Consider the following 18,912-nt stretch of genomic DNA (forward strand, 5'->3'; position numbering starts at 1 on the left):
ATACTAGTCAAACCAGTTTGCTACTTTTGTAGGTTAGTAGAGTTATAAAGGTGTGGAAGTTGGGGTTGCTGAAGGCTTTGGTGTGCCTGAGGCTTGAGGTGTGGCCGTACTAGCAGGTTTTGATGTTTGACTACCTCTAAGCCCAGTAATTACTACAACATCTGATTTTTGAGTTGTAGAGGTTTTTACATTTACTTCTTTATAGAAACTTTCTAATTCTTTTTTGAGTTCATCTTGAACTGTTTTAGACAAACTACTTAAAAAGGTAACTGTTGTAATTGTGTTATTTGTTGAATCTGCATTTCCTGATGTTATATCACTGTAACCTAGAGTTTTTAACTTATCTGAAAGTAATTTTGCTTCCCCTGTTATACCAGTACCATTTAAAATCTCTATCGAAACTTCAGACTTATTAACAGGTGCTGGTGTTGATGTTGGAGATGGAGTATTTTGTGGTTCGTCAATAGGAACAATTCCAAATGATGGAGTAGGTGTTGCTATTGGTTCACTACTAGTTTTTGAAAAGAAATAAATACCAGCTCCACCTAAAACTAATAAAAGTATAAAAATTATTAACCACTTGGAGTTAGAATTTTTTGCCCTGTTGGAAGATGATTGAAAATCAGATGCCTGAGGAGGTCCTTGCTGAGCTACTTCGTTCTGTGTTATTTGGTCTTCCATCGTTGTCGGCGCAGTATACCTATAACTTATGGGTATTGTCAAGTGTAGTCTTACTAATCAAGGTCAACAAGCTTACTTAGTTTCTCCATTAAAATGGAGTAAAACCTAAGGTTATGTATCGTGGCTAATCGGCCCGCAGTAAAATCACCAATTTTAAATAGGTGGGCCAAATACCCTCTAGTATATCTTTTACAGGTCAGGCAATCACAAGCTTCTGAAACTGGTTCGTTGGAACTTAAGTTTTTAGTTTTTGCTGGAACATAAAACTCGTAGAAATCTTTTTGAGATACATCTATCTCATCTATTGTTTTTGCGTTATATATATACATTCTGCCGTGCCTTGCATCTCTAGTTGGCAGAACACAATCAAAAATTGTAAAGCCTTGGCCAACTAAAGTTACAATATCTTCAGGCTTCCCTAACCCTAGTCCATATAGTAAATAGTTTTTGGGGCTGTTATTGGCAATAACTTTGGACATTTCATAATTTATACCCTTGTCTCCTTTGCCATCTCCACCATAACCCAAACCATCAAAGCCTATTTTTACTAGTTCTTGTGTACAATACTTTCTTAAGTCAGCAAACCTACCACCTTGAACAACCCCTAAAATAAGTGGTCTTTTACTTGTTGGTATTTTTTTTGCCTTACATATTTTTTCAAATTCATCTTTACTACGTTTGGCCCACATAATAGTCCTATCAACTGATATCTCGGTTCCTTTTTTAGTACCACCAAACAAATCAAAGTCATCCAATACAACCACCATATCAACACCTAGTTCCATTTGAATTTGTATGGATAGCTCAGGTGTTAGTAGTATTTTTTTACCATCTAGTTTAAATAAAGCTCCCTCGTCAGTAATTTTTCCCAAATTTGGGTTTGATTTTATTAAACTTCCAACTTGAAACCCCCCTGAGTCTGAAATCATGGCACCATCCCAATTCATGAACTTTTTAATCCCACCTATTTTTTTGATGAAGTCTAATCCCAACTCTTTGTATAAATGGAAAGTATTAACTAATAAACCTGTTGTTTTTGTTTCTTCAATATCTCTGGTATCAAGTGATTTAAGTACTGCCCTAGTAGCATCAGGAAAGAATACTGGTAAAGAAACATTACCATTGGCAGACCGAAAATATTTAGGAGACGTCATTTGTTACCCAGAGTTATGACAAAATCATAAGGACTTGAAGCAGGCAATGTTTCAGTCTCAGTAGAAACTTCATAATCTTCTGAAAGATCTTTAATTAAAGATTCCAAAAGTTCTTTTTTGTCACTTTTGACAGATATTACAGTTTCTTCAAAATTTGAACTAGAAGCATTACCCACAGCTACATTCTCATAGCCTAGACCTTCTAGCATTGTTTTGGCTTTACCAGCAAAACCTGCAATTCCACTACCATTTAAAACTTGTAATTTAACTACTGATCTATCAAATTCATCCTCTTCTTCTGTTTTAACTTCTTCCTCCACCTCAGGAGTAGCAACTACAACAGGAGATGGTAAAGCTTCCACACTAGAAAGACGAGACAGGCCTGAGAAATAAGTAATTAAACCTCCAACAAATGCGCCAACTAAAAGCGCTGTTGGGACTATAATCCAGAGGTAATTTGTTTTTTCTGTTTCCTCAACTACAATTTCTTCACTTGAAGGCTCTTGATCCTCAACTTTAACTGTTTCTGGTTCACTTTCTGGCTTCTCCAATTCATTCTCTTCAACGGGCTCAGCTATTTCCTCAACTACTACCATTTTTTTCTTCTTATCTTCTTCTTTTGGCATATACTTATATTAACATACTTTTCAAATTTTTGTTGCATCGTAAGCCCAATGAACAAGTGTTTGTCTTTGTTTCTTCCTGCAATCTAAATCATGAGGCTTACAGTTGTTTTTAAGTTGTACTAAGTGTCTTTTAATAGCTACCCATCTTTTTATTTGTTTTTCGTCCTCACCTTTTATCCTCCTACCCATAAAGTATCTACAATACCACTGGAACCAACCCCTAGGATCTTCTCTATATATCCAGCCCTTATTTCTCCACACAGACAAAGGCTGGCTGGCATTCACTTTAAAAAAATTAAGACCTGGGTCATGAAATTCGTGACATAACTTTGCATTTTTATACCAGTCTTTTGGAAATTCACCCCCACAATCAGTCATGTATTTACCACCAAAAACTCCCAAATAAAGCATCTCCTTTGGTGTAAGTTCTGGTTTAAAACGAGGGTCAAAGTGCTTACCTATTGGCTCAGTTAAATAATAAACGTAGCCCTTTTGCATTACATCATTAACAACAACTTTTTTACCACCATATGGCAAGCTCTGCTTATTCATTACCTAATACCAAGAAGTTCTACCTCAAAAACTAAGGTAGCATTTGGAGGGATAACACCACCAGCGCCTTGTGCGCCATAGCCCAAAGATGCAGGAATAACTAATTTTCTCTTTCCTCCAACTTTCATACCATTAAAACCTTGGTCCCAACCTTGAATTACTTGTCCTGCACCTAATGTAAATTCAAATGGTTCATTTCTATCAACACTTGAGTCAAATTTTGTTCCATCAGTTAAAGTACCAGTATAATGCACTGAAATAATCTTGCCTGAAACAGCCTCAGGACCTGTACCAACAACCAAATCTTTTATTTCTAATTCTTCCATATCAGTTTCTATATTTTGCAGGACTTCTTCACTTTCTGCAACAGGTGAAATACTACTTAGATCACTTCTTAATAAGAGAACTATACCAATAGTTGCCACAGCAACAATAGTAAAGTAACCAAAATATGAAATTAGACTGTTTTTACTTTCCTCCATTTTGCTTCTAAAATATCTAATAACTATACACTTTACCTCAAAAAGTTTCTATGGGAAACAACTGGTCTCTTCAATCTCGTCTCAAGTTTTTTCCTTGCAACTCCTGCAATTTCCCCACCATCTTCAGCATCTTTTTTTAGTTTTTTAAATCTTTTGAATCTTCAACTTTGTGAATCTCCGTGGTTGATCTTTCTCCAAGCATAGTAAAAATTAATTCAAAATCATCCATGTGATCCCTTAAATTTTGACGTTTCAAACCTTTTAATTTTTTATATTGACTTGGAGTAACACCAAATGTAGCTTTTGAAATTTCTGAAGTTAATATTTTATAATCCAAGTCTTTTTCAATTCCTCTATTTTTCCACTCGTTTGTTAGTTCTTCTCGAATAACAATCCCACGCATTCTTTTCTCAATCCATGAATCTGGATAACCTTTGAGTTTATATAGAATTCGAGTTCGTTTTGTTGCAAGCTCAGGATCTTCAATCTCTTGAATCCTTTCAAACCCTACTTTTGCCAACCACCTTTTCATTGGTTCGACTTTCGGAGAAGGAATTGTTTGTATTATACGAAACATAGTTTCCGTATTTGCGCAGTCAGTCTCTCTTTTTTTACCATCAGGTGCAGTTAACTTCAACTGTCCGATTTTATCGGACAGTTCAATAAAACCTTCCTTAACTAACTTAGTTTTAAGATCACTCCAATATTTTCGAGGCCGTTCTGAACCTACCAAAATTTCAATGATATCAATCACCGAAAACCACCATTCTCCATGATGAATTTACTTTCTAACTTTTTTATTTCTAAAAATTGCAATATGAGTATCTATCATACTTTAACAATAGTACGAATTATTACCGAAGTCAAGGAGTTTGACTCATCCCACTTTTGGATAGTGGCAGTGTTTGAAATGCTATTCAAATAGGAATCCTTACAAATCACTTATGTCTTCTAGTATTTCTTTAGTTCCGGGGAGAAGTATAAGTTTGTTAACCGTTTTTCTATTAAACCAACCAAATTCAGTGTGTTCATCACTTATTACAATATCATTTGGAGTAACGATTGCATTAAAAACAACCCTGAAACACAAAAAATTCAATCCTTTGGCCTCAATTTCATTGTGATATACAGATTTTAGTTCAAGTTTGTTAACTTCAATTTTAGTTTCCTCCTCAACTTCCCTTCTTATTGTTTCTTCAGGTGACTCACTGATGTTTATTTTGCCCTCGACTAATTGCCAATGATCAGGATATGAGCTTTTTTTACTTCTTTTAATGAGTAAGACTTGTTTTTTTGAATCTCGTATAATCGCAGTTGATATAACTAGAACCTTATCTATATTCATATTGGTATATACAAAAACTAGTATTTATCCCACTTTTGGATAGTGGCATTTCTTCCATTTTTTTCCAGATTTACACCAGCAGGGGTCGTTACGACCTATTTTTAAACCATTTGTTGTTGACATCCCTTGACCTGAGGCAAAAGTCGTAGTATTTAACAAGTTGTTGGGATTTTGTCGTGGGCTAGAAACACGAGAAACTTCAGACAACCCAGTTCCATCCTTTTTATCAATGTTTTCCCTCATTAAGTTAACTGGGATTTCTTGTGGTCTTTGTGTAACTCCAATTCTAAATATCCTTCTTGCTATTTCTTCATCAATTCTATTTAAAAGTCCTTCAAACATCTCGTATGCTTCACCTTTAAATTCTACTAATGGGTCACGTTGTCCATAGGCCCTTAAACCTATAGCACCCCTTAAGTCATCGATTGCATCAATGTGGTCAATCCAATGGTGATCAATTGCTCCTAGGTATGCATATTTTTCAATTTGGCGCATAACCGTCTCTCCAACTTCTTTTTCGCGTGAATTATATATATCTTTAAAAATTGATTCCAAAAACTCTTCTACCGCTTGTGGATTACTTCTTTTTTGAAGCTCTTTTTTGAAATTTTTTGTAGATTCAGGATCAAATGGAATTACTTCTAGAAAACCTGCCGTAACAGCATCATAGTCAACAGATTCAGTAACAGATTGTGATATCTTTCCTGCGTGGATTCCTAATTTTTCAGAAACTTCTTCTTTTAAATTGTTACTATCTAAAATTTTTCTCCTTAAAGTGTAAATTATTTCCCTTTGCTGATTGGCAACATCATCAAACTCAACTAAACGTTTCCTTGTATCAAAATGAAAACCCTCGACCTTTACCTGAGACTGTTCAATTGCACGACTTACAAGTGAGTTTTCAATTGGCTGATCATCAGGAATTGAAAGCCTATCCATTAATGATTTTATTTGTTCTCCACCAAAAATTCTCATTAAATCATCCTCTAGTGACAAATAAAACTTTGATGATCCTGGGTCACCTTGTCTTCCAGCCCTTCCTCTTAACTGGTTATCTATTCGTCTTGATTCATGTCTTTCTGTACCAATAACATGAAGTCCACCCACATTGATAACATCCAAGTGATCTCTCTCCCACTTTTTAACATCTTTTTGTGATTCAGGCTTTGCTCCTCCTAAAATAATATCGACACCACGGCCTGCCATGTTTGTAGCAACAGTTACGGCCTTAAGTCTGCCTGCATTGGCTATAATTTCTGCTTCTTTTTCATGGTTTTTAGCATTTAAAACATTATGTGGTATCTTTTTTCTTTTTAAGAGTTCTGAAACTATTACATTTTTTTCAATTGAGGTGGTTCCAATTAAAACAGGTTGACCAGCTTCATATCGTTCAACAATGTCGTTTGCAATAGCACCATACTTACCAGACAGTGTTTTATAAATTGAATCACCCTCGTCAATTCTTATATTTTCCCTGTGTGTAGGTATCGCAACAACTTCTAGTTTATATATTTTTTTGAATTCCTCAGCTTCAGTTACTGCAGTTCCCGTCATACCTGACAAGTGTTCATACAACCTAAAATAGTTTTGGAATGAAATGGTTGCCAAGGTTTTACTCTCTTGCTGTATTACTACTCCCTCTTTTGCTTCTACTGCCTGATGGAGACCATCACTCCATCTTCTGCCGGTCATTAACCTTCCTGTAAACTCATCAACAATAGTTACTCCTGCATCGTTTACAACATAGTCTCTATCTTTCAAATACAAACTTTTGGCGCGAAGTGCATTTTCAATGTGGTGGATACTTTCAAAATCTTTTTCATACAAATTATCAACTTTTAATACTTTTTCAACTTTTGATATACCTGTTTCAGTTAGAGATGCACTTTTAGCTTTTTCGTCAACTTTAAAATCAATCTCTGGCTGTAACTTCTCAACTAATTTTGAAAACTCGTAGTATTTTTGTGTGGGCTCAGTATCAGGAGCTGAAATAATTAATGGTGTTCTTGCTTCATCAATTAAAATTGAATCAACCTCATCAACAATTGCAAAGTAGTGCTCTCTTTGCACCATCTCAGATAAATTTTGAACCATATTGTCTCGAAGATAATCAAAACCAAATTCATTATTGGTTCCATAGGTGATATCACAGGCATATGCCTCTTTTCTTGATACTGGTTTTAAATGAGAAAGTCTTTCGTCGCCGTGGCTATTATCAGTATATTTAGGGTCATACACAAAAGATTTATTTTCTTGGACAATGACACCCACAGAAAGTCCCAACAACTCAAAGACAGGAGCATTCCACCCAGCACCAAGACGAGCTAAAAAGTCATTTACAGTAACCAAGTGGACACCTTTACCTTCTAAAGCCCTTAAGTAGAGTGCGGGGACAGCTGACAGCGTTTTACCTTCACCTGTTTTTTGTTCTACTATTTTACCTTCAAAAAGAGCTGTAGCTGCCATTAATTGGACATCGTAGTGGCGTTGTCCCAAAACACGAAGTGAAGCTTCACGAGCAAGGGCAAAGGCGGAAGGTAAGGCATCTGTCAAATCTTGACTATTTGCAATTTGTTTTTTTAATTTTTCAGTTTCTTTTTTAAAATCTTCAAGTTTGAATTTGGTAAATTTTGACTCAACCTCATTGATTTGTGTGACAGTTTTGTTTAACCTGTCAACTTCTCTCTGGTTAAGATCTAAAAATTTAAATAAGTTTTTGAACATACTTGCTTTGTCATTCTACCAGATATAGACTTCAAATAAAATTATATATGAGCATAAGAGAAGCAATACGTGAAGTACGCAAAAAAAATAAAGAATCAGGAAGGCGTCGTGGTAAAGAAAGCGAAAACAAAGTCGGTGATGCTCTAGGAATATTGGCTGCTAATGGATACATCACTACCTCTTGGGATGCAAGTGGTACTGAAGACAAATTTGAGGGTATTGATAAACACATACAACTACCCGACGGAACAATAATCGACCTACAAGTTAAAAGTTCGAGGTCGGGTGTGGACATAGCCAGACAAAACTATCCCCATATACCAGCTATTGAGGTTGATTACAATGAAAAGATAGACCATCTAGCCATGAGATTACTTGGACTGATTCGAGCAAAAGTTGAAGGTAGATTTTAATAGCTACAGATAAACATCAAGTTTGCTTCTGGATAAAACCAAGTTACTTTTGAGAATATTTCTTCTAGTTTTTTACCAAACCTAACAGTATCTGGTCTTTTATCTCCAAAATACAACCTATTAATGACTACTGTGGGGAATTTTGTTAATTTTTTTAAAAATTCTTCACTCTCAAATTCTTTTGGAAAGTTGTCTCCAGAATACATATCTACAATTACTAAATCATATTTACCAAATTTAAATTTGTTGGTATCTTCAATTTTAATATCAATATCATATTTATCTAAGTCAAAATATTCTTTACCTAATTCAACCATAATGGGATCTATTTCAACTCCAGTTATTTTGGCTTCAGGATATTTTTTACGAAGCAACTTTGCGAGTGTTCCCCCACCTAAACCCAAGATTAAAATATCTCTATAATCCTTTCCAAGTTGTTTTATTGTTTGTTTCCAGATACTTTCAACAATTCCTCCAGACTGGGTTAATCCATTTGCTTGTATGTAAGTCCCCATTCCAAAAGTTTTTAAAACACGTAAATGACCATTATGCTTTGAATCTCTTTCCTCCAAAACTTGTGTACCTAGCATGAATTTATTCCATCCCTATCTTTTTCTTCCCCACCCACTTTTGAAGAACTTTGGGAATATTTACTGATCCGTCTTCATTTTGGTAGTTTTCCAAAATTGCAATTATTGTTCTACCTATTGCAAAGGCTGTTGCGTCGTTCATATGTACATATTCAGTTCCTTCTTTTGTTCTTACTTTTGTGTTTAATCTTCTTGATTGATAATCTGTCATATAGTCTGATGTGTGAGTTTCTCTATATCTATCTTGACTTGGAATCCAGCTTTCAATATCTATTTGTCTAAAGTCAGGCCCCCCCATATCCCCTGTACAAATTTGAATCACTTGGTATGGGATATCAAGAGCTTGCATAAATTCTTCTTGAATAGAAACAAAAAAGTCTTGTTCTTTTAAGCCATCTTCAGGAGTGGAAAAAGATTCCATTTCCAGTTTATCAAATTGGTGTTGTCTTAAAATTCCCTTTGTGTCTTTACCATATGAACCTGCTTCTCTTCTAAATGCAGGGGTGAAGGCAAAATATCTAAGTGGTAAATCCTTTTCATTTAAAGTTTGATCCATATGCATCGGACCTAAAGTATGTTCTGCACTACCAATAAGCATTGTGTCGTCTTCTTTTAGGTAGTATCTTTCTTCTAGAGGATCATGTCTTGACATTTTCTTCATGACCTCCGTTTTTAACATAAGAGGGGGAACAACGGGGATAAAACCTTTTTTAAGTAACACTTCCATTGCAAACTGATGCAAAGCGTTTTGCAACAAAACGGCATCTCCCTTTAAATAATTAAATCTTGCGCCAGATACTTTACTTGCAGTTTCAGTGTCAATTATTTTTAAACTTGTACCAAGCTCCATATGGTCTTTGGGATTAAATTCAAATTTTCGTGGTTCTCCCCATTTTCTGATTACTACATTTTCTGTTTCATCCTTACCTACTGGGGAATCTTTTGAAACAACATTTGGAATATTATATAAGCTTTCTAAAAACTCTTGACTTATTTTTGATAATTTTGGTTCTAATTCTTGTAGTTTTGTTTTTGTTTCTTTTCCTTTTTCTATATTTTTTTCTAAAGCATATTTATTTTTTAAGCTTCTTAAGTTTTCAACCTCACCTATTAATTTTCTCTTTTTTTCATCTAATTCTAAAGCTTTATCAACAACAGTTGGATCAAGTTGTTTGTTATTTACAACTTCTTTGACCAAATCAACATTTTCTCTAATAAATTTAATGTCTAGCATGCTACTTGATTATACCAATAAATATATTATAATCCATCCATGTCAACTGAAAAGATAACAAACTGCAATCTCTGTGAAGAATATGGGTTCACTTGTAGACGAGCAAATCTTATCGAACGATGGACAGGTAGAGAAAAAATTGTAAAATTAAACAATAGTGGTCAAGAATTTGCTCACGATTTCACAATCGAAACGTGTGAAGTTGTCACCGGCGAGGTTCCTGCGAAAAAATATGCAAAACTTTTGATGAAAGTCATAGGTCAGGAAATATTAAGGATATAAAAGATTCCATTGACCATAGCTCGACAGGTCTCCTATAAACCTAACTCTTGAGAAATGCTCTGCATTGAAGTTAACACAATTCCTATAAAATCAGGTAATTTAATTCCCAGTTTTTCTTCACAAAGTTTTATGTTTTCCCTTTCAACACCTTTTGCGAAATCTTTCTTGTCCCATTTTGAAAGTATGTTCTCTACTGTCACAGTGGATAATTTTTTTTCTGGTCTAATCAGGGCAACCGCAACAATTAACCCAGTTAATTCGTCACAACAGTAAATACTCCACTCCATATTACTCTGTGGTTCTCTGTCCATTCCATTATATTTCCAAGCATGTGCACGAATTGCATTTACAATCTTTTCATCTTCTTTTCTCTTTATTAGCTCATCAATTAAAACTTGAGGATGTTTATCTGGATATTTATCATAGTCAGCATCATGAATCAAACCTACTAATTTCCAAAGATTTTCGTCTTCTCCGAAATGTTTTGCCAAACCACCCATTGAAGCCTCAACAGCCAACATGTGTTTAATTAAGTTTTTGTTTTGTGTCCAAGAAGTAACTAAACTAAAGGCGTCTTCACGACTGATCATTACTTAAGTGAGTCTTTAAGTTTTAAGATTTTGAAGTATCTAACCATATTGCCTAATATTGTAATTGCCCAAAAAACAACTGGGACTGCAATAAAAGCCTGCATTATTTTCAAAGATGATGGTAAATATGGATTGATAATTTCTGGAAAAACTGATGGTGCGCCAATAAATAAAAGTAAAGATAAAATTGAAACAGCTACTGATTCAGTAACATAATGAGTCATTTCTAATCTGAGTTCTGTTATTTGGTCTTTAACCATTTCTGCATTTACAGCCTGAAGGAGATTTGAAACTTTCACTGTTTTTACGCTGGTTCTTTTAGCTGTCTTTCTTGCCATATTCGTAATTTACCTCTTAATTTGTTAAATGTAAAGAGTTAATTTTTTTTAAGAGTTTTCCGGTCTTAATAATGGAAACAAAACTGTTTCCTTAATTGGTTTGTCTGCTAAAAATGAGAATAGCCTTTCAGATACTCCAAAACCTGATACCGGAGGCATACCATACTCTAAGGCTCTTACAAAATCCCAGTCATTCATTTGTGCTTCGGTGTCACCCTCGTCACGAAGTTTCTGTTGTTCTTCAAATCTTTCTGCTTGATCAATAGGATCATTTAACTCCGAATATCCATTACCCATTTCGCTACCTGCTAAGATTACTTGATATCTTTCTACTTTTTCAGGTTTGTCTGTCATCCTTTTGGCAAGGGGTGAAATTTCAACAGGGTGACCTGTTAAAAACACGGGTCCACTAATTTCTTTTCTTATACTCTTCCACAGTAGGTCTATTAAACGTGGCCTTGATAAGTCATCTCCTATTTTTATTTTTAAAGATTTTAGTTTATCTTTCAATTCCTTGACCGTCGTTGATGTTATATCAACCCCAGTTTTATCTAAAATGGTTTTAGTGTAATCTATTTTTTTCCAGTCTGAATCGAAGTCAACGACCATGCCATTGATCTCAAACTTCAACTTTCCAAATGTTTCTTTGATTACATACTTATACATTTCTTCAACTAATGCCATTGAGTCTTCATAGTTTGCATAACCCCAGTAAAATTCCATTTGTGTATAGTCTTGGAGATGCTCACGACTTAAACCTTCATTTCTAAATTGTCTACCAATTTCAAAAGTCTTATCAAACCCTGCAACCATTAGTCTTTTTTGCCACAACTCACCCATTGAAATTCTTAAAAATAAATCAATATCCAAAGCTTCATGATGTGTAACAAAGGGGTTAGCATCTGCTCCGCCAGCCGTATTTTCTAAAACAGGTGTCTCAACTTCTAGAAATTCTTTATTCATTAAAAACTTTCTCATACTATTCCAAAACATAGATTTTTTCTTAAAGAGGTCTCTCAAATCGTCATTTAGTAATAAATCTACGTATCTTTGGCGATATCTTTCTTCTGTGTCTTTTAAACCATACCAAATACTAGGTAGTTGCCTGATAGCTTTTGTTAAAATTTGAAAATCAGAAACTAAAACTGAGATCTCCCCAGCTTGGGTCTTAATAATTTTTCCAGTAACTGCCAAAAAATCTGCAGAATCAACTAATTTTAAAAGATTGTATTTATCCTCTAATATCTTTTTTGAAAAAAAAAGTTGTATATTACCAGAAGAATCTTTGAGGTCTGCAAACGTAACACCACCGTGTAATCTAATAGACATTATTCTTCCAGCCACCAAAACGTCTTTGTCCATTAAGTCACGAGAGTTATTAATAGATATGTGCTTGCCTTCTAATAGAATTTTGGAAGGATATGGATCAATTCCAAGTTTATTAAGTTTGTTAAGTTTTTCTATTCGTTCTTCGCGAACATTTTTTACGGTACTACCTGTTATTTCATCCATATTTGTATTCTACATTAAAAAAACCTCCTAGTTAAGGAGGTTATTGATTTAATTGATTGTTATTTTAATCAATTGCAACAACCTCGTAGACTATCTTACCTACTGGCGCTTCAACTTCAAATTTTTCGCCTGCTTTTCTCCCAGCCAACGAAGATCCAAGAGGTGATGTATGACTAATTTTTTTGTTTGCTATATCAGCTTCCCATTCTCCAACTATTTCAAAAGTATTTTTAACACCATTTACACGAACTGTAACTCTTGAACCCACACCTGCACCAGATCCATTTTTAGCATCTGACACAACATCAGCGTTTTTAATAACTTGAGTTAGTTCTTCAATTTTCCCATCTAAAAACTCTAATTCTTCTTTTGAATTTTGATAGTCACTGTTTTCAGACAAATCACCTTGTGACCTTGCATTTGATAGTCTTTTAACTAATGCAGGCCTCTTTTTGTCCACCAAAAGTCCAAGCTCCTTTTTTAGAGCTTCTAAACCTTTTGTTGTTAATTGTATTTTATTTGCCATAATCCTTGTTTTTCAAAAAAAATAATCTCCCCTTAATTTGGAGAGATTTAAATAATTGATTCTCTCCAACAAACCTTAAACCTTAATAATAAGGCTAGAACAAAACGGCATGTTGGAAAAAATATTCATTAGTTAAATAGTACCTAAGGCGTTTATCAGTTCACGCGTGACAAACTCGTTTATCATATCCCTTGAACCATGCAAAGTCAAGTAGTCAGATTGTATCAAAAACTAATCTTACTTTAAACACTTTGCCTCAGACTTTACTTGTTCCGGAGAAATTCTATCACCTTGTACGTCTGCAAAAATTGAACCACCAGCAGAATCAGGTCCTCCACATGAATAACCCAAAGGACAACTTCCGCATTTGACTTTTTTCACCATAGCAATATTTGTTCCTTCAGAAAAAATTATGCGATGACTATCTGTGGGGGATATACTAGCAGCCAAAATTTCTGTCATATGGCAATATATATCATAATGTTTTATTTTTTTCAAATTGTTGTATTACCATATCGTTAAATTCTACATAAACAGTCCCCACCCTGCCACATTTTGGGCATCTGAATCTGAATGTGTGAGCCATCCGGGTCTGGAACCGTTTAGTCCCATAACCACTTGGTTCTTACCATTGTCTCACGTCCTGGCTAAACAAGACAAATAAGACACTATAAAAGGACTGTCTCAGTTTACTGATGTATTTTGATATAGATAACTACTTATCCTTATAACTGAATCTCTTTTCCATCCGAACCAGCTATAGTCATCTTAATCTTAGAGTCCTTTTTGGGGTATTTTTCCAGAAACTCTTGATTTTCACTCACTAAGTAGATGGTGTGGTACTCGCTTCCATCCTTTCGCTTCAAATCTCTGCCTTTAAGCAAGCCTTCTCGCCTGAGTTTACGAATTGAGGACGGATGAACGCCTCTATTGGAAGTAATCTCAAATTTATCAAACCACTCAGACTTGTCATCGTGTTTACTGCGTTTTAGTGGCGGAATGACACCTTCCACTATATTCCTTCGACAATCGACACAACGTAAGCCATCCAGATTCCACCAAATCTCATTTCCATAATGACTTTCACCACAAATGCCACAATTGTATGGACCTTCACTGGCTTCTAGGAAGAAACCATCTGGTTCTTTGGTAAGTCTGCGTTTTCGCATGTTTTCAATGCCGTCATGTTCACCAATGAGTCTTGCGAGTTGGACTAGATTGTTAGAAGCATATTTTTGTCGCTTAGCTTCATCAATCTTTGATTTTGGTTTAACAGGTTCTTCTTTCTTGCCAGCGAGTTTAAGCATGTCTTCTTCACGCTCATGGCCCTTTAATCGACCTTCAAGGTATCCAAGTCTGTAACTGACACTATTGGAGAGTAATCGCCAGTTTGTGTCTTCTAGTGAGTTCTTAATGACCTTTTCTAGCTCCGAAACACTGATTCTGTCTCTTCTGGATGAGTCGGCATCTTGAACGGTGAAGGGAACAATCACATATTGGCCTATTTCTGGTTTATCAAACGATAGTTTGGCGTATTTAGCGTTCTCAAGCGACTTGGTTAGCAAAGTTTCTAGATCAGAGATGTTGGTCTTCTTGAGCTGTAGAGAGCGCTCATAGACAGGATTATCGTACTTTTGCATTTCTTCTTCCCGTACGACCTTAGCTACTTCCATCGCCTCTATCAGCTCAATGTATTCTTGACCCTCTTTGTCGGACAAACAGAACTCAGAGCGGTATTTTTCAAGTAACTCCTTGTCTTTTTTCTTCTCAGCTTCTCGTTCAAGATCTTTCTTGCCCAAATCCTCAACTTCAACTTTCTTGTATTTACATGAGGTACATTTTTCAGTGGTGGTTATAACATCGCCTTTTCGTTTGTAGATGGTCTTTATCTCTTTACTACACTCAGGGCATAAATTTGGTTTTGAGATGTGTTCTTCACCATTGTCATACAAGCCTAGACGCTTCTTGCACTTTGGACATTCAAAAATAAACATAACTCGCATTGGTTTATCTTCTGGCCAGTCTTCCAGATGCTTAAAATCTTCGGCAACCATCTCGGTTTTACAATGGGGACACAAAACATTGGCAGGTGAAGGGGTATTGTCTACTTTGTCTTGCCTTACTCGATCTTTTTCTACCCAATCGCTGATAGTCTCTGCTTTACGTCGATATTCCTCACCCTTTTTAACTCGTAGATCCCAAGAAATGTAATGATTAAAACCTTTTTCTACTTCTTCTGGAGAAATTTCTTTAAGCTTGGGGTCGGTATCTTTTTTCTTGTATAAGTCTTGCCAGAAATGAATAACTTTTAAGCAGGCCTTTATAGTGAAAAGGTCGTAAAGATCAACATAATATTGTTCATCTTTAAGATATTTCATAGCCTTTAACTGTCTTTATAGTTTCCTATCTCGAAAATAGCGGCCTGTAAAACCTGCCAGCTAATTTTTGCTGTATGTTCATGTGGACTAAAACCGCTCGCTACCTGCTGGTAGGGGTGAATGTAATTTCTAAAATCTCTTAGTGCGTGACTATGTTTCTTCACATCATCCCCCAAAATTTTGAGATCACTCGCGGTGTCAATAAAATTAGATAGTGTCCAGTTGTGAAAAGGTAGAACTTTTCCTTCTTTCTGAGGGGCGCATTTTGATTGATTGAATTTTCTAGCGTATTTACTTGCTGTCCCTAGAAGAATTCCTTCCAATGTGCTGCCACATAAGAAGATAGTTGCTAAAGAAGACTTTGATGATAAACACTTCCTAATTTCTTCAATTCTTTGGCTAAGGGTATCAGTGATTGTTGTATCCAAACCTAATTTTTCCAGAGAAACACTCTTAAATTCTTTATTTATAAATTCATCTTCAGATGATACTTGATCTGATTGTTTTGGCGGTTGGCCTCCCACAAGTCTAATGACGATCTTTTGACATTCATCAAAAAGAGACTGATCGTTACTTGTAATAACCACGCCATCAATAAGCCTCTTTGTTTTCCAGTACTCTAGTAAGTCGGCTATTAACTTTCCGACAATATGGTTAGGCTCTTGCTCCCATAGAGATCTCAGCCTATTAGCTTTTGATCCGCTTGCATAAGAGTATTTATCACTCCATATATCAATTTTTATAGCCGAATGAACAAACTCCTGAAGTTTTTGATTGGAAAGGTCAAGAACATAACCACCACCCATTTCAAGTATTCGTTCAAGTTTCAATTTTTCAATATTAGTAATATTTGACATGTGTATCTATCCAGTAATTGATTTCTCCAATATTGAATAGTGTTCTGGGAATGTTGTTTGAATCATTTCAAGCAAATATTTAACATTCTTTTGAGTCTCTTGAACCAAAGAGGGATCAAGACCTTTTCCAGTTATGTGTGATTGATCGTTTGTGAACTTATATATTGCTGTAAGTTTGTTTTGATCAAATTTATCATTTAATGATTCAAGTTTTTTGAACGGACTCTGGTTGCTTGGGACTCTAAACATTAAGAATGTCTCTAATGCTTTCCTGGCTATATTAGGCATATGATATACAGACATGATTGTGCCATCAGACTTAAATGTATAGAGAAGTTTAAAAAGAAAATGGTATTCACTCTCATGATCCTGAAGATCTTTGTCTAGCAGGGAGATGCTGGCTACTCTCCCCGCAGTAGTGTCAGTATTTTTGATCATGTAATAGCTTTTTTCGCCTGCACTGTTAGGAATATTTTTTACCCAATTTAAAAGTAATCTAAGAAAATCAAAATTGTGAGTCAGTACAAATATTTGCTTTGCATCCTTAACTGAATTTTTTAAGAAGGCAAAAGCTTGAAATAATGAATTAGAATCTAAACTAGATACAGGGTCGTCTATTACTAAAATTCCTTCTTTCGTGTCAAAATTCTGATCCTGTAAATGAACAGTAAAATACACGAATGCAATTGCTGTTTTTTCTCCCTCACTTAAATTCTCAGCTATTTTTCCATGTCGCTTAATAACATAACCATCACCTTCTACCTCAAAAGTTATTTCATCCCTTCCTAGGAAAGTTTTTATACCATCATTAATCGCCTTACAGGCTTTGTGCGAGGAAGATATTTTGCTCTTATTTTCGATGATGGCCTTACTTGTTGATTCAAGATCACTCTTTTTGTTGGTCAAGTCTTTCTTGCTATTTTCCATTTTTGTCTCAAGTTCATTGATGTCATCAAAAATAGTGCTTAAATAATGTTTTTCCAATTCTTTTTGGGCATTTAATTTTTCATTCTTAAAATTGTTTGATTTATCATTATGCTGTTTGATCAATTCATTTATTTCACTGATTGCACTAAGAAATTCATCTAGATTTATTTTTTGTTCAAAATTAACTACTTCAGTGGTCTTTGACTTTTTTTCTTTTACTAAAGTTCCAGCTTTTGTGATCTCACCTAGGATGGTCTTTTTTACTGTCTCAAATTTCTCTGCCTTCTTTTGGTAATCTGGTTGAATTTCATCATAAAGATTCGCTTTATCTATCGTTTTTACTGTCTCAATCTGTGAATAAAGTGACCTGAGGTCAGATAAATTCTCGTCGATTTTAATCTTTAGCTTTTTGTCAGCGTCATTGAAGTGTTTTGCGAGCTCGAGAAGCCTTTCTTTTGGTAAACTTTGATTACAGAATTCGCAGACGGTTGACTTGTGTGTTTCGTGGATGTGAATACCATTTTCAACCCACTCTGAAATATCGGCATTGTCTTTTAGTTTGTCTATTATTACTGTTTCAACAGTTTCTCTACACAAGTTAACGGCTACCTCATTTATTTTTTCTATACCTTTATTGGTGTCATAGGTATTACCCCCAATCACCAACTGAGGAGTGGAAAGTAGGGTTAGCTGAGGCTTTTCTAGTTGTCTAAGGGTGAGGTTATGCTTAGTAAGTCCAGCCTCATCAATCAATTCCTTCTTTAAAAGTTTTTTGAAAGCTTCTTCGGCGTCTCGTTTGTCATACCGACGAGTGGCCTCACCTGAGGTGTTGGAACTAATTGTTCTCGCAATATCAGTAAACTTCTTATTTTTATCCTTTTCTTGATTTTCCAAATCTAGTTTATGTTTCTTGATTTGAGAATTAAGGCTGATAACTTCTTTCTCATCCTTTTCTATCTGATCTGCAATTTTTTTATTCTCTTCTCCCAGAATGTATATTGGTTTTGCAGTACAAGATAAGACCTGTACATTATTTGCAACATAATCTTGATTGAACACTCTCACTTTTCTGGAGTAGGTTGTTCCTTGCTTGGTTACTCCAGATTCAGAATCAATTTCATATTCCAGTTCCGGGAACTTAGTTGACTGTCCAGATTCGAGGGTGTCAAAAAGACTAGAAAGAGTGGTTTTGCCACAGCCATTCCATCCATAAATAATGTTGTACCTTTTAAAATCAGGCAAAGAAGAATCCCAGACATAGTCACTGAATATTCCTAAGTTTTTTATCTTCTTAATTTTCTTGATCATAGTTTTCAATAAACTTCTTGATATCTTCTTTTCTATATTTCCTGTCTTTTCTTGTTCCAAATCGTACAGCCTTAAGAATGCCTTTTTTATCCCACAATCTTAAGGTATTAGGATGAACTTTTAATAGTTCACAGGCCTCCCTCATGCTCAGTAGTTCTGGTATTTTGTCGTCATTTTTCATTTTTTGTTAACCTACCAATAGTTAACAATAACTTACACCAATTTCCTTCTAATGACAAATAAAGTCTTGATTGCTAAAACCTTGTCAAGTGGGTAGTTTCGGTGAATTTAAAAAACTGAAGAAAATTATTTAGGTCGTTAAATCGGTCTATTTTATGTATTACCCTCCGTTTCACCCACCTCCACCGTGTCACCTAGGTCATTCAAAAACCC

20 protein-coding genes and 1 pseudogene are annotated in these 18,912 nt (G+C 35.1%); 2 read left to right on the forward strand and 19 right to left on the reverse strand.

The window, feature by feature from the left end; genetic code table 11:
- Positions 1 to 42: 42 nt before the first annotated feature.
- The 8 genes and pseudogenes from QY322_01995 to secA all read right to left on the reverse strand — a co-directional run bounded on the left by QY322_01995 (position 43) and on the right by secA (position 7,564).
- A complete protein-coding gene (locus QY322_01995; protein WKZ26063.1) occupies positions 43 to 681 on the reverse strand; it encodes a LytR C-terminal domain-containing protein in 639 nt (212 codons plus the stop codon).
- 53 nt (positions 682 to 734) lie between these two features.
- Positions 735 to 1,835 (reverse strand): tRNA guanosine(34) transglycosylase Tgt, encoded by a 1,101-nt coding sequence (locus QY322_02000; protein ID WKZ26064.1) that lies wholly within the window; start codon positions 1,833 to 1,835, stop codon positions 735 to 737.
- Positions 1,832 to 2,461, reverse strand: a complete 630-nt coding sequence (locus QY322_02005; protein ID WKZ26065.1) for a LytR C-terminal domain-containing protein — start codon at positions 2,459 to 2,461, stop codon at positions 1,832 to 1,834. The genes QY322_02000 and QY322_02005 overlap by 4 nt, the downstream gene beginning before the upstream one ends.
- 21 nt (positions 2,462 to 2,482) lie before the next feature.
- Positions 2,483 to 3,013: a hypothetical protein gene (locus QY322_02010; GenBank protein WKZ26066.1), complete on the reverse strand. Its 531-nt coding sequence runs from the start codon at positions 3,011 to 3,013 to the stop codon at positions 2,483 to 2,485.
- Positions 3,013 to 3,339: an FKBP-type peptidyl-prolyl cis-trans isomerase gene (locus tag QY322_02015; GenBank protein WKZ26129.1), complete on the reverse strand. Its 327-nt coding sequence runs from the start codon at positions 3,337 to 3,339 to the stop codon at positions 3,013 to 3,015. Before QY322_02015 ends, QY322_02010 begins: the two co-directional genes overlap by 1 nt.
- 188 nt (positions 3,340 to 3,527) lie before the next feature.
- A pseudogene (locus tag QY322_02020) lies at positions 3,528 to 4,276 on the reverse strand (Bro-N domain-containing protein).
- A gap of 150 nt (positions 4,277 to 4,426) precedes the next feature.
- Positions 4,427 to 4,840, reverse strand: a complete 414-nt coding sequence (locus tag QY322_02025) for an NUDIX hydrolase (GenBank protein ID WKZ26067.1) — start codon at positions 4,838 to 4,840, stop codon at positions 4,427 to 4,429.
- A 24-nt stretch (positions 4,841 to 4,864) separates the two neighbouring features.
- Positions 4,865 to 7,564 carry a preprotein translocase subunit SecA gene (gene secA, locus QY322_02030; protein ID WKZ26068.1) on the reverse strand — a complete coding sequence of 900 codons (2,700 nt, stop codon included), beginning with the start codon at positions 7,562 to 7,564 and terminating at the stop codon, positions 4,865 to 4,867.
- A gap of 47 nt (positions 7,565 to 7,611) precedes the next feature.
- Between secA and QY322_02035 the strand changes: the two genes are divergently transcribed.
- Positions 7,612 to 7,977, forward strand: coding sequence for a hypothetical protein (locus QY322_02035; GenBank protein ID WKZ26069.1), 366 nt, complete (start codon positions 7,612 to 7,614; stop codon positions 7,975 to 7,977).
- Here QY322_02035 and QY322_02040 read toward each other — a convergent pair.
- Both QY322_02040 and serS read right to left on the reverse strand, forming a co-directional pair.
- Positions 7,974 to 8,567 carry a methyltransferase domain-containing protein gene (locus tag QY322_02040; GenBank protein ID WKZ26070.1) on the reverse strand — a complete coding sequence of 198 codons (594 nt, stop codon included), beginning with the start codon at positions 8,565 to 8,567 and terminating at the stop codon, positions 7,974 to 7,976. The genes QY322_02035 and QY322_02040 overlap by 4 nt on opposite strands.
- 4 nt (positions 8,568 to 8,571) lie before the next feature.
- Entirely contained in the window at positions 8,572 to 9,801 is a 1,230-nt protein-coding gene (gene serS, locus QY322_02045; protein WKZ26071.1) for a serine--tRNA ligase, read from the reverse strand.
- 39 nt (positions 9,802 to 9,840) lie between these two features.
- Here serS and QY322_02050 point away from each other — a divergent pair, with 39 nt between their 5' ends.
- On the forward strand, positions 9,841 to 10,083 hold the full coding sequence (locus QY322_02050; protein ID WKZ26072.1) for a hypothetical protein: 243 nt from the start codon (positions 9,841 to 9,843) through the stop codon (positions 10,081 to 10,083).
- Between the two features lie 32 nt (positions 10,084 to 10,115).
- Here the strand turns inward: QY322_02050 and QY322_02055 are convergent, their stop codons facing one another.
- The 9 genes from QY322_02055 to QY322_02095 form a co-directional block, all read right to left on the reverse strand.
- Positions 10,116 to 10,673 (reverse strand): HD domain-containing protein, encoded by a 558-nt coding sequence (locus QY322_02055; protein WKZ26073.1) that lies wholly within the window; start codon positions 10,671 to 10,673, stop codon positions 10,116 to 10,118.
- Complete coding sequence (locus QY322_02060; protein WKZ26074.1) at positions 10,673 to 11,011, reverse strand: hypothetical protein; 339 nt, start codon at positions 11,009 to 11,011, stop codon at positions 10,673 to 10,675. The genes QY322_02055 and QY322_02060 overlap by 1 nt, the downstream gene beginning before the upstream one ends.
- Before the next feature lie 48 nt (positions 11,012 to 11,059).
- Entirely contained in the window at positions 11,060 to 12,523 is a 1,464-nt protein-coding gene (gene lysS / locus QY322_02065; GenBank protein ID WKZ26075.1) for a lysine--tRNA ligase, read from the reverse strand.
- Between the two features lie 64 nt (positions 12,524 to 12,587).
- The gene (gene greA, locus QY322_02070) at positions 12,588 to 13,049 is read right to left on the reverse strand and encodes a transcription elongation factor GreA (protein WKZ26076.1); all 462 of its coding nucleotides are present in this window, start codon (positions 13,047 to 13,049) and stop codon (positions 12,588 to 12,590) included.
- 237 nt (positions 13,050 to 13,286) lie between these two features.
- The gene (locus QY322_02075) at positions 13,287 to 13,511 is read right to left on the reverse strand and encodes a hypothetical protein (protein WKZ26077.1); all 225 of its coding nucleotides are present in this window, start codon (positions 13,509 to 13,511) and stop codon (positions 13,287 to 13,289) included.
- A 263-nt stretch (positions 13,512 to 13,774) separates the two neighbouring features.
- Positions 13,775 to 15,427, reverse strand: a complete 1,653-nt coding sequence (locus tag QY322_02080; protein WKZ26078.1) for a hypothetical protein — start codon at positions 15,425 to 15,427, stop codon at positions 13,775 to 13,777.
- Positions 15,428 to 15,432: 5 nt separating this feature from the next.
- Entirely contained in the window at positions 15,433 to 16,284 is an 852-nt protein-coding gene (locus QY322_02085; GenBank protein ID WKZ26079.1) for a hypothetical protein, read from the reverse strand.
- Between the two features lie 6 nt (positions 16,285 to 16,290).
- Positions 16,291 to 18,519, reverse strand: a complete 2,229-nt coding sequence (locus QY322_02090; GenBank protein ID WKZ26080.1) for an AAA family ATPase — start codon at positions 18,517 to 18,519, stop codon at positions 16,291 to 16,293.
- Positions 18,503 to 18,700: a helix-turn-helix domain-containing protein gene (locus QY322_02095; GenBank protein WKZ26081.1), complete on the reverse strand. Its 198-nt coding sequence runs from the start codon at positions 18,698 to 18,700 to the stop codon at positions 18,503 to 18,505. The genes QY322_02090 and QY322_02095 overlap by 17 nt, the downstream gene beginning before the upstream one ends.
- Between the last annotated feature and the right edge of the window lie 212 nt (positions 18,701 to 18,912).

It is taken from the genome of bacterium, assembly GCA_030583725.1.
In the GTDB taxonomy this organism is placed as follows: Bacteria; Patescibacteriota; Microgenomatia; order UBA8517; family UBA8517; genus JAUYMM01.

Excerpts from the sequence above, each read along its gene's own strand:
- QY322_02090 (WKZ26080.1), bottom strand. The coding sequence starts at position 18,519 with ATGATCAAGAAAATTAAGAAGATAAAAAACTTAGGAATATTCAGTGAC.
- QY322_02010 (WKZ26066.1), bottom strand. The coding sequence starts at position 3,013 with ATGAATAAGCAGAGCTTGCCATATGGTGGTAAAAAAGTTGTTGTTAAT.
- QY322_02040 (WKZ26070.1), bottom strand. The coding sequence starts at position 8,567 with ATGCTAGGTACACAAGTTTTGGAGGAAAGAGATTCAAAGCATAATGGT.
- QY322_02005 (WKZ26065.1), bottom strand. The coding sequence starts at position 2,461 with ATGCCAAAAGAAGAAGATAAGAAGAAAAAAATGGTAGTAGTTGAGGAA.
- QY322_02025 (WKZ26067.1), bottom strand. The coding sequence starts at position 4,840 with ATGAATATAGATAAGGTTCTAGTTATATCAACTGCGATTATACGAGAT.
- serS (WKZ26071.1), bottom strand. The coding sequence starts at position 9,801 with ATGCTAGACATTAAATTTATTAGAGAAAATGTTGATTTGGTCAAAGAA.
- QY322_02080 (WKZ26078.1), bottom strand. The coding sequence starts at position 15,427 with ATGAAATATCTTAAAGATGAACAATATTATGTTGATCTTTACGACCTT.
- QY322_02050 (WKZ26072.1), top strand. The coding sequence starts at position 9,841 with ATGTCAACTGAAAAGATAACAAACTGCAATCTCTGTGAAGAATATGGG.
- greA (WKZ26076.1), bottom strand. The coding sequence starts at position 13,049 with ATGGCAAATAAAATACAATTAACAACAAAAGGTTTAGAAGCTCTAAAA.
- QY322_02060 (WKZ26074.1), bottom strand. The coding sequence starts at position 11,011 with ATGGCAAGAAAGACAGCTAAAAGAACCAGCGTAAAAACAGTGAAAGTT.
- QY322_02075 (WKZ26077.1), bottom strand. The coding sequence starts at position 13,511 with ATGACAGAAATTTTGGCTGCTAGTATATCCCCCACAGATAGTCATCGC.
- QY322_02035 (WKZ26069.1), top strand. The coding sequence starts at position 7,612 with ATGAGCATAAGAGAAGCAATACGTGAAGTACGCAAAAAAAATAAAGAA.
- QY322_02095 (WKZ26081.1), bottom strand. The coding sequence starts at position 18,700 with ATGAAAAATGACGACAAAATACCAGAACTACTGAGCATGAGGGAGGCC.
- QY322_01995 (WKZ26063.1), bottom strand. The coding sequence starts at position 681 with ATGGAAGACCAAATAACACAGAACGAAGTAGCTCAGCAAGGACCTCCT.
- secA (WKZ26068.1), bottom strand. The coding sequence starts at position 7,564 with ATGTTCAAAAACTTATTTAAATTTTTAGATCTTAACCAGAGAGAAGTT.
- QY322_02055 (WKZ26073.1), bottom strand. The coding sequence starts at position 10,673 with ATGATCAGTCGTGAAGACGCCTTTAGTTTAGTTACTTCTTGGACACAA.
- QY322_02000 (WKZ26064.1), bottom strand. The coding sequence starts at position 1,835 with ATGACGTCTCCTAAATATTTTCGGTCTGCCAATGGTAATGTTTCTTTA.
- QY322_02085 (WKZ26079.1), bottom strand. The coding sequence starts at position 16,284 with ATGTCAAATATTACTAATATTGAAAAATTGAAACTTGAACGAATACTT.
- lysS (WKZ26075.1), bottom strand. The coding sequence starts at position 12,523 with ATGGATGAAATAACAGGTAGTACCGTAAAAAATGTTCGCGAAGAACGA.
- QY322_02015 (WKZ26129.1), bottom strand. The coding sequence starts at position 3,339 with ATGGAAGAATTAGAAATAAAAGATTTGGTTGTTGGTACAGGTCCTGAG.